This window comes from Cytophaga sp. FL35, assembly GCF_014349235.1.
GTDB lineage: Bacteria > Bacteroidota > Bacteroidia > Flavobacteriales > Flavobacteriaceae > Euzebyella.
Window position 1 is genome coordinate 148,957 of record NZ_JACSOH010000001.1, and the last position, 18,755, is coordinate 167,711.

16 protein-coding genes are annotated in these 18,755 nt (G+C 38.0%); 10 read left to right on the forward strand and 6 right to left on the reverse strand.

From position 1 onward, the window contains the following. Positions 1–252: 252 nt before the first annotated feature. Positions 253–747 (reverse strand): hypothetical protein, encoded by a 495-nt coding sequence (locus BIZ36_RS00630; protein ID WP_187455916.1) that lies wholly within the window; start codon positions 745–747, stop codon positions 253–255. A gap of 179 nt (positions 748–926) precedes the next feature. On the opposite strand from BIZ36_RS00630, the gene BIZ36_RS00635 reads away from it, so the two are divergent. The 9 genes from BIZ36_RS00635 to BIZ36_RS00675 all read left to right on the forward strand — a co-directional run bounded on the left by BIZ36_RS00635 (position 927) and on the right by BIZ36_RS00675 (position 7,953). Beyond that, positions 927–1,328 (forward strand): DUF983 domain-containing protein, encoded by a 402-nt coding sequence (locus tag BIZ36_RS00635; RefSeq protein WP_187455917.1) that lies wholly within the window; start codon positions 927–929, stop codon positions 1,326–1,328. A gap of 119 nt (positions 1,329–1,447) precedes the next feature. Next, positions 1,448–3,169, forward strand: coding sequence for a SulP family inorganic anion transporter (locus tag BIZ36_RS00640; protein ID WP_187455918.1), 1,722 nt, complete (start codon positions 1,448–1,450; stop codon positions 3,167–3,169). Between the two features lie 78 nt (positions 3,170–3,247). Continuing rightward, a complete protein-coding gene (locus tag BIZ36_RS00645; protein WP_187455919.1) occupies positions 3,248–4,663 on the forward strand; it encodes an MBL fold metallo-hydrolase in 1,416 nt (471 codons plus the stop codon). Positions 4,664–4,804: 141 nt separating this feature from the next. Then, positions 4,805–5,149, forward strand: a complete 345-nt coding sequence (locus tag BIZ36_RS00650; protein WP_187455920.1) for a rhodanese-like domain-containing protein — start codon at positions 4,805–4,807, stop codon at positions 5,147–5,149. Positions 5,150–5,169: 20 nt separating this feature from the next. Beyond that, a complete protein-coding gene (locus BIZ36_RS00655; protein WP_187455921.1) occupies positions 5,170–5,436 on the forward strand; it encodes a heavy-metal-associated domain-containing protein in 267 nt (88 codons plus the stop codon). 15 nt (positions 5,437–5,451) lie between these two features. Beyond that, complete coding sequence (locus BIZ36_RS00660) at positions 5,452–6,060, forward strand: Tll0287-like domain-containing protein (protein ID WP_187455922.1); 609 nt, start codon at positions 5,452–5,454, stop codon at positions 6,058–6,060. A gap of 7 nt (positions 6,061–6,067) precedes the next feature. Further along, complete coding sequence (trxA, locus tag BIZ36_RS00665; RefSeq protein ID WP_187455923.1) at positions 6,068–6,361, forward strand: thioredoxin; 294 nt, start codon at positions 6,068–6,070, stop codon at positions 6,359–6,361. Between the two features lie 42 nt (positions 6,362–6,403). Beyond that, positions 6,404–6,595 carry a YgaP family membrane protein gene (locus BIZ36_RS00670; RefSeq protein WP_353616803.1) on the forward strand — a complete coding sequence of 64 codons (192 nt, stop codon included), beginning with the start codon at positions 6,404–6,406 and terminating at the stop codon, positions 6,593–6,595. 95 nt (positions 6,596–6,690) lie between these two features. Continuing rightward, positions 6,691–7,953 carry an NAD(P)/FAD-dependent oxidoreductase gene (locus tag BIZ36_RS00675; RefSeq protein ID WP_187455925.1) on the forward strand — a complete coding sequence of 421 codons (1,263 nt, stop codon included), beginning with the start codon at positions 6,691–6,693 and terminating at the stop codon, positions 7,951–7,953. Positions 7,954–8,624: 671 nt separating this feature from the next. On the opposite strand, the gene BIZ36_RS00680 is transcribed toward BIZ36_RS00675, so the two are convergent. Next, positions 8,625–10,310 (reverse strand): beta-N-acetylhexosaminidase, encoded by a 1,686-nt coding sequence (locus BIZ36_RS00680; RefSeq protein WP_187455926.1) that lies wholly within the window; start codon positions 10,308–10,310, stop codon positions 8,625–8,627. A 159-nt stretch (positions 10,311–10,469) separates the two neighbouring features. Here BIZ36_RS00680 and BIZ36_RS00685 point away from each other — a divergent pair, with 159 nt between their 5' ends. After that, a complete protein-coding gene (locus BIZ36_RS00685) occupies positions 10,470–11,501 on the forward strand; it encodes a substrate-binding domain-containing protein (protein ID WP_187455927.1) in 1,032 nt (343 codons plus the stop codon). A gap of 82 nt (positions 11,502–11,583) precedes the next feature. Here BIZ36_RS00685 and BIZ36_RS00690 read toward each other — a convergent pair whose 3' ends face one another. The 4 genes from BIZ36_RS00690 to BIZ36_RS00705 form a co-directional block, all read right to left on the reverse strand. Next, on the reverse strand, positions 11,584–13,368 hold the full coding sequence (locus tag BIZ36_RS00690; RefSeq protein WP_187455928.1) for a ribonucleoside-diphosphate reductase subunit alpha: 1,785 nt from the start codon (positions 13,366–13,368) through the stop codon (positions 11,584–11,586). 3 nt (positions 13,369–13,371) lie between these two features. Continuing rightward, positions 13,372–14,646 carry a ribonucleotide-diphosphate reductase subunit beta gene (locus tag BIZ36_RS00695; RefSeq protein ID WP_187455929.1) on the reverse strand — a complete coding sequence of 425 codons (1,275 nt, stop codon included), beginning with the start codon at positions 14,644–14,646 and terminating at the stop codon, positions 13,372–13,374. 676 nt (positions 14,647–15,322) lie between these two features. Then, a complete protein-coding gene (locus tag BIZ36_RS00700) occupies positions 15,323–15,775 on the reverse strand; it encodes a ferritin-like domain-containing protein (RefSeq protein WP_187455930.1) in 453 nt (150 codons plus the stop codon). A gap of 101 nt (positions 15,776–15,876) precedes the next feature. Next, positions 15,877–18,387: an ATP-binding protein gene (locus BIZ36_RS00705; protein ID WP_187455931.1), complete on the reverse strand. Its 2,511-nt coding sequence runs from the start codon at positions 18,385–18,387 to the stop codon at positions 15,877–15,879. Positions 18,388–18,755: the final 368 nt, after the last annotated feature.

Sequence of the window (18,755 nt, forward strand, 5' to 3'; positions counted from 1 at the left end):
TAAATGTTAATTTGTCGCTAATTTATACCCAGATATATATGAAGGATGGCAAAACAGGTTAAAGTAGGGGTTACTGTGGTTAGATGAATGAGTACGATCGACGAACGGTAATTTAAAACATTGAAAAACAGGACCATCTAAAGTGCAATCAACCTAAAAATTAGCACTTTATCGACCAAATGCATTCTTACTTTTAAAGCAAAAAAAGAAGGGCTAGCGCCCTTCCCTTAATTTATTAAAAGTGATAAAAAATTACTGATTGTCCTTCCAGTCTTCGTATTGATCCCACTGGCTCTCCAATAGAATATTTTCCAACTGTCTTTCCCTTTCATCTTCTATAGTCCCTAACATATCGCCATTGGCACTATTTCTTTTTTTGGTCTCAAACTGCTTCAAGGCACTTTCCAAAGTTGATATCTGATCGTTTGTCATGTTCAATGCACTATATAGGGCGTTATAATCAAAAGAATCAGTCATACTAGCAGTGGAGCTTCCGGTATTTATGTTAGTGTTACCTCCTGTTGTACCATTAGTAGTTTGCATGGCGTTGGAAGTTTGCTCCGTTGTTTTTTCAACCGAAGCATTTTCCTCAGTTTGCATAGCACTTGATGTTTCTTGTGTTGCTTGGGCCTCACTATTCGCCGAAGCTGTGGTTGTTTCCTTTGTACTGCTAGTAGCTTTAGTAGAACCACAGGAAGAAATTAATCCTATGGAAGCTATAGCAAGAATTACGGTATACTTTTTCATTTTCTGTGTTTTAAGATTACTTATTGTTTGAGCACGCAATCTAGTAACTAGCCTAATGGTGTAATATCCCTAATGAATAAAAGATTGACGGTTACCAAACCAGAATATTCCGTATGTAACCCAAGTTACCTAACACGAAGAAGCACTGCAGTACCTTTATACTCTATAAAACCAAGTATATGTTTAATAAAGGGAATAAGCTTCATAGCATTTTAGGATTGAAATGCCCAAGATGCCACCAAGGGAAATTTTTAGAATCCCATCCTTATAATTTATCGAGTTTTAATCAGGTTAAGGACGAATGCCCTAAGTGCGGACTTAAATATAAAATTGAGCCAAGTTTCTATTACGGGTCTATGTATGTTTCCTATGGGGTTGGTATTGCCGTGGCAGTGGCAGTTTATGTATTGACCGTTCTCTTTAAATTAAATCTTAGCCTTGCCCAATTATTTGGCTTAATGGTGGGTGTTTTACTACTGTCCATGCCTTGGATTGGTGCAGTTTCTAAAGCTATTTGGGCCAATATATTCATGAAATATGATGACTCCGTAGCACAACAAGTACGCGACCAAAATTCTTAAAGGCAAAGAAATGGCCTCTTCTTTATTTCATTCGTTGCATAGTAAAGTAGATGCCTTAAGAAATAAAAGCAGTAGCACCAAAACCAATTAGTGGCAATCTAATAATCAAGTCCCATCGTATGTTAAAAAAGTATTTCCCCATACTAGATTGGCTTCCTTCCTATCAAAAAAAATACTTGTCCGGAGATATTTCCGCGGGAGTAACTGTTGGTATTATGCTCGTACCCCAAGGAATGGCCTATGCCATGATTGCCGGTTTGCCCCCCGTATTTGGTTTGTACGCCTCTTTACTACCGCAGATAATTTATGCGTTAATGGGAACTTCAAGACAATTGGCCGTTGGCCCCGTGGCGATGGATTCATTGCTTGTTGCCTCTGGTCTTGGCGCTTTGGCGCTTTCAGGTATAGAAGAGTATATTGCCATGGCCATCTTTTTAGCCCTCTTTATGGGGATGATACAATTATTCTTAGGGATATTAAAAATGGGGTTTTTGGTCAATTTTTTATCCAAACCGGTTATCAGTGGGTTCACATCCGCTGCTGCCTTAATTATAGGTTTTAGCCAACTAAAACATTTGTTGGGAACTAATTTGGAAAGAAACAACGAGGTCCATGGCTATATACAACATATTACGAACCTATTTGACCAAATTAATTGGTATACTGTGGGAATTGGCGTAGTAGCAATCATAATATTAAAAATACTGAAGAAAGTAAATAAAAAGATTCCCGCCGCTCTAATAGTGGTATCCTTGGGCATTGCTTCGGTTTATCTTTTTAAACTTGATGATTTTGGGGTTAAAATTGTAGAAGAAATCCCTGATGGCTTACCTACTTTTGTACTTCCTACCATGGACTTTTCCCGAATAGGCGACTTACTACCCATGGCCCTTACCTTATCTTTGATTGCATTTATGGAGGCTATTTCAGTAGCGAAAGCCATTGAAGTCAATCACAAAGAATATGAAATAGATGCCAACCAAGAATTAGTAGCCCTGGGCACGGCAAACATCATTGGTTCCCTTTTTCAGTCCTACCCAACTACCGGAGGGCTTTCAAGAACTGCGGTAAATGACCAATCAGGAGCGCAAACGGGTGTGGCTGCGTTGATCAGTGCATTTATAGTAGGTCTTACGCTTTTGTTCCTCACCCCAATTTTCTATTTTCTGCCAAACGCTATTTTAGGCGCCATCATTATGGTAGCCGTTTTTAGTCTTATTGACTTAAAATATCCATTAAAGCTCTATGAACATCGCAAGGACGAATTTTTCTTATTGCTGATTACCTTTTTAATTACCTTATTAGTTGGAATAAAAGAAGGTATTCTCTTGGGAGTCCTTATTTCCCTATTACTATTGGTCTACAGAACCAGTAAACCTCATATGGCAGTTTTAGGAAAAATTAAGAACACCGATTACTTCAAAAATGTCTCAAGGTTTACGGACGAGGTAGAACAAAACGAAAAAGTAGTAATTATAAGGTTTGATTCGCAACTTTACTTTGGAAACAAGGATTATTTTAAACGCCAGCTCTTAAAGACCATTAATAAGAACCCTATAAAACCGGAGGCAATCATCATTAAAGCGGAACCTATTAACTATATTGATAGTAGTGCCGTTTTCATGCTCGAAAATTTAATCGAGGAGTTAAAAGAGCAGGGAATCAAAGTAATGTTCTCCAACGTCATAGGACCTACCAGGGATATCATTCAAAAATCCGGATTATTGGAAATGATAGGTAAAGAGCACTTTTTTGTAAATACCATAGATGCTTATCACTTTGCTTTAAATCAAACACCTAAGTCCAAAATACAAGATAAAATTTCACTCCAGGTAAAATAATTAGGTATGTAACATTGGTCACTTAAGTTCCTAACAATTGGCTCTAACTTTATATCATAATCATTTAAAACATGCACCATGAAAGTAGAACAAATTTATACCGGTTGTTTGGCCCATGCGGCTTACTATATTGAAAATAATGGCGAAGCGGCAGTCTTTGACCCGTTAAGGGAAGTGGAGCCCTATTTGGAAAGAGCCAAAAAAGACAATGCCAAAATTAAATATGTCTTTGAGACCCATTTTCATGCCGACTTTGTTAGTGGACATTTGGATTTACAGAAAAAGGCAGGCTCAAAAATTGTTTTCGGCCCAAACGCAAAACCAAATTATGAAGCTATTGTTGCCGAAGACAATCAGGTTTTTAATGTAGGTTCTTACAAAGTAAAAGTCATACATACTCCTGGCCATACAATGGAGAGTACCACCTATATGCTTATTGATGAGGAAGGAAAAGAGCATGGTATAATTACCGGAGACACCTTATTTATAGGTGATGTGGGAAGGCCTGATCTTGCGCAGCATGTAGTTTCAGATTTGACCGAGGAAAAATTGGCTGGCCATTTATATGACTCCCTGAGAAATAGAATTTTACCCTTAAGCGATGATTTAATTGTATACCCCAACCATGGCGCGGGTTCTGCCTGTGGTAAAATGATGAGTAAAGAAACAACCGATACCCTGGGCAATCAGAAAAAGGTGAACTATGCTTTGCAAGAGATGACCAAAGCAGAATTTATTGAAGCACTTTTAGAGGGTCTTACAACTCCTCCCGGTTATTTTCCCCAGAATGTTCTTATGAACATTAAAGGTTACGAGAGTTTGGACAGTGTTATGGACCGGGCTACCCAAGCTTTAGACCCAGTAGCCTTTGAAGCTGCCGCTAACGAAACCGCTGCCTTGGTATTGGATACAAGGGATGCTGCAGATTTCGCAAAAGGCTTTATTCCCAACAGTATTAATATTGGATTGGAAGGAAGTTTTGCCCAATGGGTGGGTGAAATGATTCCTAGTGTAAAACAAGAGATTCTTTTAGTAACCTATCCTGATAAAGAAGAAGAGGCCATTACCCGGTTATCTAGAGTAGGATATGACAATGCCATTGGTTTCTTGAAGGGCGGATTTGCATCTTGGAAAAACTCCGGAAAAGAATATGAGACTGTTCAACGTATTGGTCCAAAGGAGTTTGAAAAAGCTTACAACGAGGAAAAGCCATTGGTTATAGACGTGAGAAAGAAAAGCGAATTTGATTCGGAACACATCATTGGGGCCTTGAATATTCCATTAAATGAAATCAACCAACATTTGGCTGAAATTCCAAAGGACAAGCCATTTATTATACACTGTGCTGGTGGCTATAGAAGTATGATTGCCGCATCTATTCTAAAACAAAGGGGCTGGGATGATTTTGTGGATATCGCAGGTGGTTTTAAAGAAGTTGCGGAAAATACTTCGGTAGCAAAATCGGATTACGTTTGCCCTACAACAATGCTTTAATCTCATTTGATTTATGATTGAAAAGTCCCTTATACTACAAAAGGGACTTTTTATTTTCAATGGCTTTTGGCTTATGTAACACAGGTTACCAATCTTCCTATCCATTAGAAGTAAATTTGATAGAACTCAAAATTCCGTATCATGGCCCTATTCAGTTCCCTTTTCAATTTTTCGTCCCAGTATTCGGACAAAATCAATATTCTTGATGTACCTACCTTCAAAGCACATCTTAAGGAAAAAAATATACAATTAATTGATGTTAGAACACCCAGAGAGTTTTTAGATGGCCACATTGCCAATGCTAGGAATCTTGACTATTTTAATCAATCGAGGTTTCGAGAAGAAATTGAAAAGCTAGATAAAACACAACCCATTTATCTCTACTGCCGTTCCGGCAATAGAAGCCAGAAAGCAGCAAGAGTACTAGTTGACGCAGGGTTCGAAAAAATCTATGACCTTAAGGGCGGTTTCATGCATTGGACCTAGTAATCAAATAATACTACATTATGAAGACAAGCATCATTATACAAAACTTAAAGTGTGGAGGCTGTGCTAAAACCATATATACACATCTCGAAAAATTAAAAAGTCTTAGTGATATTGAGGTGGAAATTGAGCCCTCCAAGGTTTCTTTTAATTATAACGATATGGAAAGCGCCTTAGAGGCAAAAAGAATTTTAAAAAGTTTGGGATATCCAAGCATTACAGATCGCAATTCGATGGTAGATAAAACCAAATCTTTTATTAGCTGTGCATCTGGTAAAATAAGCTAGTTAAATATGAGACCAATGAAAACTTACAATTACTATTTATTTTTTAGTTTGTTCTTGGTCATCTTTGGCTGTAAGGAACAAGCTAAAAATGAGACTATAAAAAGTGAAAATGAAGATAGCGAAGTACTTTTGGAAACAAGTGCAAACGCTTCCAAAATTGGGAAAGAATATGCTCTTGAAACCCAAAAGCTATTGGGAAAAAATCTAGTGGGCGCTATACAAAAGAAGGGCGTTTTAGGTGCTCTGGATTTTTGTAATGTAAAAGCGATTCCGCTAACCGATAGTATCGCCAAAAAGCATGGGGCAATTATTAAAAGAGTTAGTGATCGCCCACGTAATATTAAAAACAAGGCCAATTCAGTTGAGCTGGCACAAATTGAACATTTCAAAAAACGTTTAGAACAGGAAAAAGAAGTGGACCCTGTGGTTATCTCAGAAGGTAATAAAAACAAATTTTACTACCCCATCATTACAAACGCCATGTGTCTGCAATGCCACGGCACCCCGAACGAGGAGATAGCTCCTGCAACTTTAAGTAAATTAGAAGGATTATATCCAGATGACAAGGCAATTGGGTATGGCCCTAACGAAGTTAGAGGTATTTGGAGTATAACATTTAAGTAAAAAATGAATGAGTAAATTTTCAGAATTGATGAACAGCGAAAAACCCTTATTGGTAGATTTTTTTGCTGAGTGGTGCGGCCCGTGCAAAATGATGCCTCCCATCCTTAAAGAAGTGAAAGACCAATTAGGTGAGGATGTTACCATTGTTAAAATAGACGTAGATAAAAATCAGCAAATGGCTGCCAAATATCAAGTGCGTGGTGTACCTACGCTTATACTTTTTAAAAACGGTGAGATAAAATGGAGGCAATCTGGAGTTATGGATGCCAATAGCTTAACTCAAATAATAAAAAGTCATTAAAATATTTCTTTTAATTTAAAACCAACTCACATGAAAAGGAATATGGGCGGAGCAGACCGCATAATCAGAATTATTGCTGCTATTATAATTGTCACCCTTTTTTGGCGAGGAGAAATTAGCGGTGTCCTCGGATACATTCTTTTGGCACTGGCGGCAATTTTCGTGCTAACGAGTTTGGTAAATATATGTCCTCTCTACAATATATTTGGAATTAAGACATGTAAAACGAAATAGCATCAAAATAATTTCTTTTAGCCTTATGTAACTAAAGTTACTATATAGGCAATTTTCATAGGTTAAATTTATTAAGTCAACAAAATTTAAACCTTATGAAATCAAATTATCAAATTGTCATTATCGGCGGGGGAACCGCGGGAATTATGACCGCAGCAAGTCTATTGCGAAAAAATAGGAAACTCGACATCGCTATTATAGAACCCGCTGAAACACACTATTACCAACCTGCATGGACATTGGTGGGTGCTGGAACCTATAATTTTGAAAAAACGGCCAAACCAATGAAAGAAGTAATGCCGTCTGGGGTTACTTGGATAAAAGATTTTGCAACTTCTTTCAATGCCATTGAGAATAGTGTTGTCACGAAATCATCGGGAAATATCACCTATGAATATTTAGTGGTAGCACCTGGTTTGGTGATGGAACCATCTATGATTGAAGGTTTACCGGAAGCAATGCAAAAAGGTATTGTTTGTAGTAATTATACAGACCCTAAATACACTTGGGAGGTTATAAAGAACTTCAAGGGCGGTAACGCCATCTTCACGCAGCCTACCACCCCAATAAAATGTGGGGGAGCTCCTCAAAAAATTGCCTATCTAGCGGCAGACTATTTTAGAAAGAAAGGAATCTCTAATAAAACCAATGTAGTGTTTGCTACGCCAGGCACCGTAATTTTTGGTGTCAAACCTATTAGGGAAACCTTAATGAAGGTCATACAGCGTTATGGTATTCACTTTAAACCATTCTACGCTCCTTTTAAAATTGATGCCGACAAGAAAATCGTTTATTTCAGAAATACAGCTCCAGAAGAAAATCAGTGTGTAATTACAGAAGACAATTCACTGGGAGAACAAATGACTGGGGATACCGTTATTGAAATGCCTTTTGATATGCTCCATATAGCGCCTCCCCAAGCGGCCCCAAAGTTCGTAAGGAACTCCAATTTAGTTAATGAAGCTGGGTGGCTGAACGTAGACCATCATTCATTACAGCATCATAATTATGCAAACATTTTTGGATTAGGTGATGTTGCCGGCCTTCCGACTGCGAAAACGGGTGCAGCAATCAGAAAACAAGTACCGGTAGTCGTAGATAATATCCTAAGATTAATCAATCACAAAGAAGCTACTAATACTTCTTACAATGGATATTCTAGTTGTCCCCTAGTAACCGGGTATGGAAAAATGACCTTGGCAGAATTTGACTACGACAACAACTTTACGCCCGACCCTAAATTAAAACAAATGCTCGTTTTTAACAGTGCGAAAGAGCACTGGCGTTTATGGATGTTAAAGAAATTTGGTTTGCCTTATTTGTACTGGAACAAAATGTTAAAGGGAAAAGATGTATAAGTAAGGTTGGTTTTGTTGTTTTAGGCGGGACTTGGTACCGCCTTTTTAGTTACCAGTTTTTCAAGAATGGTTTCTAAAAATGTCTTTGCAATAAGTTCAAAGATGTTAGCTATTCGCAAAAAGCAAGTCATATGATAAAAAATGTGCGCAGGATAGTCTTTTTATTCCGTAATACTGACAAAAATCATCTTTTGTCTACCTACCAACCCCTAAATTCGTACTATAAATTATTATAATATGAATACGTTGCGTCTTTTGCCTCTTGTTTCTTGGGAAAACGGGATTTGGATGATAGGAATATTTGCCGCCGTGGTGGTAGTTCTAATTACGGTTGTTTGGTCCTTTATTAATGGAAATAAAAAATAGATCCTAGCTACTACCGTTTTATCGTTTCCCATTCAACTAAAGCGCATGCATTTTAGGTAGACATTAATAGAAAAAAATAAAATCAATTTTTTAGGATTCCAATTGAGGATTGAATGTCCATCACTTGGGACATATCCTTCGTTTCCAGCTGCATATATGGCAATTGATAAGTGTTTTTATTGGAGTTATTGCGGCAAAAAAAGCTACCCATTACTGGATAGCTTTTCATTTAAAAACTAACAATTATCAACTCAAAATCTTATATCCCTAAGACCTCTCCGGCCCTACTATAACTTTACGCGCTATTACTTTTTAGGTGGTTCGTTTATATGTTCCGTACTCACATTGTAACCTTTGTCCTGCAACATTTCTATCATAAATGGCAGTCGGGTTTTAAAATCATCCCAATTCTTGTGTTCCTTGGGAGACCATACAACCTCGGACAAAGCAGTCATTCTAGGTAATGTCATATATTCTGCATAATCGGGAGTAGCAATGTATTCCGTCCAGAGATTAGCTTGAGCCCCTAAAATATACTTTTGCTCCTCTTGCGTTAACTCATTTGAAAGAGGTTCGTAAGAATAAACATGGCTCAAAGGTAGATATCCACCAATTGCCAAGGGTTCATTTTCAGTATCTTTGGCTTGGTAATAATCAAAATACACATAGCTGTTGGGTGTCATGATTACATCATGCTTTTGACGCGATGCTTCGATTCCTCCCGCTTCACCTCTCCACGACATTACTGTTGCGTTGGGAGCGAGACCACCCTCTAGAATTTCATCCCATCCTATAATCTGTTTGCCCTTGCTATTTAAATATCGCTCCATACGAGTAACAAAATAGCTTTGTAATTCATGTTCATCGGCAAGCCCTTCCTCTTTCATCCTTTTTTGGCAAAGTGGGCAACGTTCCCAGTTCTTTTTTGGACATTCATCACCTCCAATATGGATATATTCCGAAGGAAATAAAGGAATAATCTCATCGAATACATCTTGTAAGAACTTAAAAGTTTCCTCTTTTCCCGCACAATAAACATCGTCATAAACACCCCAAGACTCCTGTACAATCTTTGGAGTACCGTTGGCCTGTAGCTCCTTGGATTTGTCGGAAATCATCCCATTAGGTACAAATGTAGGTTCGTCTGGAAAACAACTTAGATAAGGATAGGAAGCAATGGCTGCACCAGAATGACCTGGCAATTCTATTTCTGGGACCACAACAATATGTCTTTCCGCCGCATAGGCTACAATTTCTTTTACTTGTTCCTGTGTATAAAAGCCACCAGAACGGGTATTATCATTAGATGTTCCCGGAAAATGATCTACAATAGTACCATTTCTCCAAGCGCCAAATTCCGTTAGTTTTGGATACTTTTTAATCTCTATTCGCCATCCTTGATCCTCGGTAAGGTGCCAATGCAAACGATTCATTTTATGCAAAGCGATAAGATCAATATACTTTTTTACAAAATTAACATCAAAGTAATGGCGGGCCACATCCAACATCATCCCCCTGTAAGCAAAACGGGGATGGTCTTTAATGGTAACCGCAGGAACGGTAAGTTCAGATGAAGCCTCGTTTTCTTCAGCAAGCTGTAACAACGTCTGCAATCCATAGAATACACCGGTGGCGGTCTTTCCCGTAACGCGGACGTTGTCATAACTTACATTTAATCCATAACCTTCATTATGGGCTATACTGGCATCCAATTGAAGAACAATATCCGCATTAGAAGCACTTTCCGTCATTTGTAATGGCTTGCCACCAAGGTTGGTAATGCCTTGAGAAAACCATTCCGCTTCCTTTTGGAGTTCAGGAGATGCAAAAATTGACATTCCTGAACCAATTGGGAATCTACCCTTTGCAGTAGTTAGTTCTACAGGCTTTGGTACTAGGGCATAATCCTCCGTTTTGTTCTCAATTTCTTTGTACTTGTTGGTACAGGCGCACAGTATGGCCAGACAAAAAATGGTAAATGTCCTTTTCATTAATAAAGGTTAGCTTGGTTTGGATTCGGTTAAACTAATAACTAATTTTTGGTATTAAATAATGTTTGGTGCTGCAATATATAAAATTTTGTGTACGTACACATAAAAATTGCGTTAAGGTTAACACAAAATGAAAAATATTTTATCTTTGACCCTCCCATGAAGAAAAAATATGTCTTAAAGGATATCGCGAAACTTGCAGGCGTTTCCATTGGTACAGTAGATAGGGTTATACACAATCGTGGTAGGGTTTCTGCGGAATCCGAAGAAAGAGTTAAAGCGGCTATAAAGGAATTACATTATGTGCCCAACCCTGTTGCACAATCCCTTAAGAACAATAAAGTTCACCAAATAAAAATTTTATTGCCAGACCCCAGCATTGACCCCTATTGGGTGCCTTGTGAACATGGCATTCATGAAATTAAAGATGAGTTCAAAGCTTTTGACCTAGACATAGAGCTATCTTACTTTGACCCTGTAAATGTAAACTCGTTTAAAAAGGCAGGCGAAACCATTCTAGACAAAAAACCTGATTCATTATTGTTCGTACCTCTTTTTGAAAAAGAAAGTATGCTTTTAATGGAAAGACTAAAGAACACTAATACCTTAACCTCTACCTTTAATAGTCCCTCCAATAGTGGGGTACATCAATTTATTGGTCAGAACCTCTTTTTAAGTGGTCGGGTAGCAGCCAAATTAGCTTGCGACCATCTGCCTTCCGAAGCCAATGTTGGAATTTTACATTTAGATGAATCCTTTAATAATGCACTACACATGCAGGAGAAGGAAAAAGGATTTAGAGCCTATTTTGAAGAAAACTGTCCCACATCCCAACTTTACACCCACACTTGGGATTCCAGTAAATCAAAATATCACTTAGAAGACCTACAGAAGGATTCCCTTGTGTATGACATTCTTTTTGTGACCAATTCCAAAATACACCCTGTGGCGATGGCCGTTCATGAAATAGGTCTAAAAACAAAGCTCATAGGTTACGATCTTTTAAAAGAAAATGTAGTTTGTTTGAAAGAAGGGAGAATTGATTTTTTAATCCATCAGGCACCAAAAACACAGGCATCCTTAAGCTTAAAAAATGTAATCGAACATTTGTTATTTAAAAAACCGTTACCTGAAACTGTGCTTCTACCTATCGAAATCATTAACTCAGAGAATGTAGATAGCTATTTATAAGCAAAAGCGATGGATTGATTGTATAATAAAAATGCCCTTGCATGTGCAAGGGCATTTTTACATCAATTATCCTTTGGATTGTTTACGCTTCGCAGCTTACACAATCTTTCTTTTGTCTAAACTTTTGGGCCGCGTTCATACTGTGTTGATAGTACATTGACTTTAGACCCAATTTCCATGCGGTAACATGTATTTTATTGATTTCTTTGACCGGCATCTCCGGATGCACAATAATATTCAATGATTGACCTTGATCAATATGATGTTGCCGCGCTCCTGCTTGGTACACAATATCCATCTGATCTAATTCTGAATACGTTTTGAAAACAGCCCTTTCTTCTTCCGTTAGGAACTCCAAATGCTGAACGGAACCGTCATGGTCTCTAATGTCTTTCCACACTTCGGAAGTGTTCATACCTTTCTCCTCCAATAACTCCATTAAATATGGGTTCTTGATGGTTGTTTTGATTTTGGCAATATCCTTCACATAACAGTTAGACCAAATAGGCTCAATACCTTGTGATACCTGACCTAGAATAAAGGCTGATGAAGTTGTTGGTGCAATAGCGTTCAACGTAGCATTTCTTCTCCCGTAGCCCTTCAATATTTCGGGTTCACCAAAACGATCCGCCAATTCCTTTGAAGCCTTGTGAGAGCGCTCCTTTATTTCCCTGAAAATTTCACTGTTCAGATTATAGGCCTCTTGACTATCAAAAGCCAATCTTTTGGATTGCAATAAGGAATGCCACCCAAGAGCTCCAAGCCCTAATGCCCTATTTTCCTTTGCGAAGTTATAGGCCCTTTCCATAAAAAGGAAGGTTTGTCTGTCTTCCCTACTATCAGAATCTCTGTAGGCCTCCAATTTATCTATAAACTCAGTTATGGTAGCATCCAAGAAATGAACCATGGTTTCTACTGCATCTGTATCTTTCCATTTGTCATAGTGCAAAAGGTTGATGCTTGAAAGTACACATACAAAAGACCAATTGTCATTGGACGGTAACATGATTTCCGTACAAAGGTTACTGGCATGGATTCGCTTGTTTTTGTCTTGATAGACGTCCGCAGCACCATTATTGGCGTTATCCGTAAAGAATACATACGGATAGCCCATCTCTCCCCTTCTTTGAAGCACTTTTGCCCAAACGGTTCTCTTATCTACATCACCGGCAACCATTTCCTCCATCCACTGGCTATTTACGGTTACCCCGTGAGTGAGCTGTTGAATAGGGTTTCCTTCCGTACCTATTTCCAGGAATTCCATAATATCCTTATGGTCAATAGGTAAGTATGGCGAAAAGCGACCGCGGCGTACAGAACCTTGGCTTACAACATCCACCATAGACTCGAACAACTGCATAATATGCACGGCACCTGACGCCTGACCGTTATTTTTAACGGCCGATCCCCTATGCCTAATGTTACCAAAGTATCCAGAAGTACCACCTCCTAGTTTGGACATCATACCAACTTCAGATTGTGTATAGAGAATATTCCCCATATCATCATCTATGTGCGAACCAAAGCAACTAATTGGCAGACCTCTTCTTTTTCCAAAATTGGACCAGACGGGTGACGCCAAGGAAAAGAAACCTTCGGACATATAGTGATAAAACTTATCTGCATAACCAGGTATTCCAAGTATATCCTCTGCCCTTTCTGCGATTTCCCTTATACGCCCTTCCGGGGTTACGCCATCAGTCAAATAACCTGATTCCAAAAACTTACGGCTGTTCTCATTTAGCCATGCAAATCCTTGATCTTCCTGGGAATTCAATTCTGCCAGTGCACTCTTTCTGGCATTGACCAATTCTTGAGTTTTATTTTCCTTTAAATCTGTGCTCTGTACTGCTGTTTTGTTCTCCATAATTTAAAAAAGGTCGTCGCTGGTTATACTTTGTGTTCTTTTGCTATAGTTGATGGAACGTTTTACAAAAAAGTCCCCATGTTTTGTTCCAATAATTTCATCATCAAACCATTCTGTTTCTGCCAACAGTTTCTGGTCTACTTCAAATATTTTAGGTATTCCAATGCTTTCCAATGAATTGTTGAAGCGATTTTTGATAAACTCATTGATTACCGCCTTTGGAAGGAAATCCAATTCTCCCTCCTCAAAAATCCAGTTGACAATTTTGCTTTCCGCAATAAATGCCTCCTCGCACACCTCCTGGATAAGCTTTTTGTAATCATCGTTAAACCACTCCGGATTTTCCGTTTTAATGATATTGATCAGATCAATACCAAAATCTCCATGGATCTGCTCTTCTTTGGAGGTAGCCTCTACCACATTGGAAATTCCCTTCAATTGGTTCTTATGCTTGTTGAAGGCCATTATAATCAAGAACTGAGAGAACAGCGAAACATGCTCAATGAACAAGGAGAACAAAAGAATGGACTCTGCATATTCTTTTTTATCCTCACTTTTGGCATTTTTGAGAGCGTTTTCCAGATAATGTACACGCTTCATGATTACCGGCTTTTTCTTTAGGGTCTCAAATTCTCTATTAAGGCCTAAAATTTCCAGTAAGTGCGAATACGCATCATGGTGTCTAACCTCACTCTCGGCAAATGTGGCCCCAACCGAACCTATTTCCGGTTTAGGAAGCCTATGGTAAATATCTCCCCAAAAAGACTTTACAGCTACCTCAATTTGAGATATAGCCAACATGGTATTCTTAATGGCACTTTTTTCCACAGGGTCGAGACCCGATTTAAAATCTTGAATGTCACTTGTAAAATTGAATTCTGTATGGATCCAATACGAGTGTCTTATAGCAGAAACATATTCGTACAATTGAGGGTATTCATACGGCTTTAGATTCACTCTTTTTTCAAAGATGTCCGTTTTGCGCATTTGCGCCCTTTTGTTCCTATAAATAATGTAGGCTTTTGCTACATCATGGAACTCCGTTTCCATAAGTTTGTTCTCAACAACATCTTGTACCTGTTCAACCGTTGGAATATAGGATTCATCCCTGGCTGTACGCTCAAGAAGTACCTCATATACTTGGTTGGCGATTGATTCTGCATTGATTACCTGCCCGTGGTCAACGGCGGTCATAGCCTTTGCTATCGCATTCGTAATTTTGTGAAGGTCAAAAGGTTGAGAGGTGTAATCTCTCTTGATAATATAACTTATTTTCATGACGGAATATATTAGGAGGAGTTGTAAAAAGCTCGTACTGTAAAATTCATATTTTATTCACTTTGATTTAAACCGGCCCCTTGATGTTTTTCAACATTCTTATCAACAGGTTATTTTTTAGAGCATTTTTGAGGGGATTTTTAAATTTTTATTAACAGGTAAATACCCACTTTTATCACCAGTAGTTTTTCTTAAAATTACCACCCAAAAACAACACTGTATGAGGAGAATATAACCTAGATTTCACCTCAAGAAAGACCCAAAATCGGACTGCGTCTGTAAGCCCAAAATCATACAATGTTGATTGTTTTCAACAGAAAAAAAGAAGGGATAAAAAATGAAATTTGTCTAGAAAAAAAATTTTTACAACGATTTCGTTGAAAGCCTTTAAGAGCGATTTTATCCAAAAATAAAGTTTGAAAATTATTATTTGGACTTAAAAACAATACAAACAAAAAAGCGGATGCACTTTCATGCATCCGCTTGTGACATTTACAGTTGAATGTTAATTAAATTTCAGCTGTTTATTGGATTTACCTGATCGATATCTCACAATTTTTGATCTAAAGGAATTTTCCGATCTTCTGTCCTCCAATTTTTCTACTTTTCTTTCCGGATCCAAATAACCATATTTTCTTATCAAATTCATCATCCTTAATTTAAAGTCCTTACTAATTTAATCAACCAAATCTTCCAATGACTTAACCTTGTTAAGATCTGTTCTTAGCTTTAGCATGTGGTTTCTAACAACTGCGGAAACTTCCAAGGGAAGTCCGGTTTCTTCAAGTAATTCCGTATACTCTTCAATAGCCGCTTTATCACCACGAATGCATTCTTCCAACATAGCCTCATCACTGTCTGCTGAGAACATGTTTTTTACGTCCATCCAAGCTCTGTGTAGAGTTCCTTTGGCACTTCCGTCCCTATCAAGAACGCCATAAGCTGTCTTTAACGAAGTGGCCAATTCCATATTAAAATTTTCACGCTCGGTGGATTTTCTATGAAAAAAGGCTTGTAAAGCTCTGCTATCCGCATTCTCTGCGGCCTTGGCATATCCTTTTTGAGCATCAATATTACGGTCAAGAACATCTCCCAACCTATCTACTAAATCTTTATTTTTTGTTTCCATAACATACATTTTTAAATTGTACAGTATGAAATTAGACACAAAATTAATTGGGAGTTAATCCATTAAAAAGATAATATAGCGCTTTTGAATCTGTAGTACGTTTAATCCAAATCTGAACGCTCTAGGGGTAAATATATGATGAATTGAGCACCCTGTCCTTTTTGTGAAGTTGCTCTTATGTATCCTTTATGATTTTCAATGATTTTTTTAACAATGGCGAGACCAATGCCCGTACCTTGATATTCCAACTTTCCGTGTAACCGCTGAAATATTTCAAATATCTTCTCCGCATTCTCATCTTCAAACCCAATACCGTTGTCCTTAAATGAGATTTTTAAATAGTCTTCATCCGGCACATAATCTTCAATTTCTATTTCATGCCCATGTACTTTGTCACTTTCTATGGTAATAATAGGTACTTGGTCCTTGTTACTAAACTTGATCGAGTTCTCCAATAAGTTCTGAAACACCTGTTTCATTTGAAAAGGAATCACTTTCAAAACTCCTAATTCACCAAATTTAACCTTGGCGTTTGATTCCTCTACACTTCCAGAAATGTTTTCCAGAACACTCTCCAAAATGGAGGACAAATCAGTTTCCTCAAATTGAAAGTTCTCGCTTCCCGTTCTTGAATAGGCCAATAACTCATTGATCAGCGTACGCATGCGCTCTATGGCATTATCTATTCTATCCATATAGCTTTTACTTCTGGAGGAAACATTCTCCCCATCAAAAGCAATGACCCTTTCCATAAACATTTGAATTTTTCTTAGAGGTTCTTTCAGGTCATGACTTGCTATATAGGCAAATGATTCCAGTTCTGCATTGGTAGACTTTAGCTTTTTTACAGTGTCCTGTAATTGCTCATTAGAACCTTCAAGCTGGTAAGTTCGTTCCTCTACTTGTTTTTCCAATTTTTTTGAAAAATCTTCAAGCTTTAATCTACTTAGTACGCGCTGCGTGGTATCATTTACTACGATAATGGACTTATGAATCGTATTGTCTATTTCACGTAACGGATGACAGGAGAAATCCACATAGAGTCCGTCTTTATCCTTACTACCTGAGGCCCAAAGCATATCTCCCAATCTAACAGTCTCCCCTTTCGTGGTGCAAGTTCTAACCTCATCCAACAACTGAACGTTTAGAGGATTGGGCAATAAATCATTCAATCGTTTTCCCACAACATCCTTGCGTTTCCTTTTTACAAATTCATCTAAAAAGGTATCGTTCATGGTTTCCACAATCAAATCCGGACCTTCTACAATGGCCATGGCTATGGGAAACTGGTCAAACACATTTCTTATCTTGACTTCGGTTTCTTCCACCCCAAATTTAGCTCGTACATTATCTGTAACGTCATAGGCAACCAATACTATCTCTACCACAACGCCGTCTTCTATTACGGGTTTAAATATAAAGTTGTAAAACCCCCTTTGTAGTAACCCTTCTTTTTCCAGAGTCAACGGATATTCCGTTCCTGTTTGTTCCCGTTTGGTATTTTTTATTTCGGCAAGAATAGGTTCCAATCCATTACGGGTTTCAGGTAATATATCAAATAAAGGAATATCTTGGCATTCATATAGGCTTTTGCTCCACATCTGCAATGCCTTTTGATTGACGACGTTCACCGTAAAATCTTCGGCATCCACAATAACAATACCTATAGGGGCATTTTCTACCAGCTGTCTGAAGCGCTCCTCTTTTTTACGTAAGTTTCTAAGCGTATTCTGTTGCTCCGTAATATCTTGAAAGGTACCGTTAAAGCGTTGAAGCCTTCCTTCTTTTGTATAGAGCGCCCTACCCACGGCCCTTATTTCTCTTTTTTTCTGGGTCTGTTCATTTTTAATTATAAAGGACACATCTAAAACTTGATTGGTTTCTGGAGTGAGAACCTTTTGTATACTACGTTTAATTCGTTCTCTATCGGTAGGCTCAACGATGGACAAAAGTTCATTAGGTGATTTGATATTGCTTTCTCCCAATCCGGACCATATCAAACTACGATCATTTATTTTGATGGTGGAATTTTCATGCACATAATCCCAAGTTCCCAAATCGGCAGCGTCAATGGCCAGTTGGAGTTCATTGCTTTTCTCCTCCAATCTTTTCATTGCCAAAACACTGTCCGTTGTTTCACTGCAGGTAACGAATACACCTTCTACATTCGTTCCGTCCCCAATTACGGGAGTATATCCAAAAGTCCAATAGACCTCTTCAATACTTCCATTCCTATAAATGGGTATCAATTGATTTTCCAAATAAACGGAATCCCTATCTATCATCACTCTTTGAAGAAGTGGGTAAATGGTATCCCAAATTTCTGGCCATGCTTCCTCACCGGGAAGACCTAAAATATTGGGGTGCTTACCTTCCTTCCCTAAACTAGGCCTATAGGCATCGTTATAAAAACACCGAAGTTCCTTTCCCCAAAACAAAAACATGGGCACCTTGCTATTGAGCAACATACTCAAAATGGGCCTTATGCTTTGTGGCCAATTACCAGGATGACCCATGGCTGTTGCTGTCCAATCCTTTTCTCTTGTTATTTTCCCCATCTTTCCACCTCCTTGCAAGAAGGGTAGCTCAGCTTCAGTTGGTAGGTTTCCCATGCAATTAATTTATTTTAAGAGGATATCGCATCGCTCTTTGATCTAAATATTCTAAGTAACAGATAAAAGACCTCGAAAATATAAAATGGGAAGAAGAATTTTTAACTCAATAAAAGTGATAATTAACGTATCCATTCAATACTCAAAGTTTTTAAAATATCAACCATGTTATTTTATATTTTTTCAATGTAAATAACTTAAAATCAAACCTTTTAAAGGCAAGCTACAGGAACATCAAAAGTAATTGACTTCCCCAATACTAAGTAAAATCAGAAGCCTTTTCATTAACAGTTTTAACAATTTTTCACAAGTGGCTGAGATTCAATTTTTTATTTGAAATTATCATTGCTTTATTCGAAATTATCATC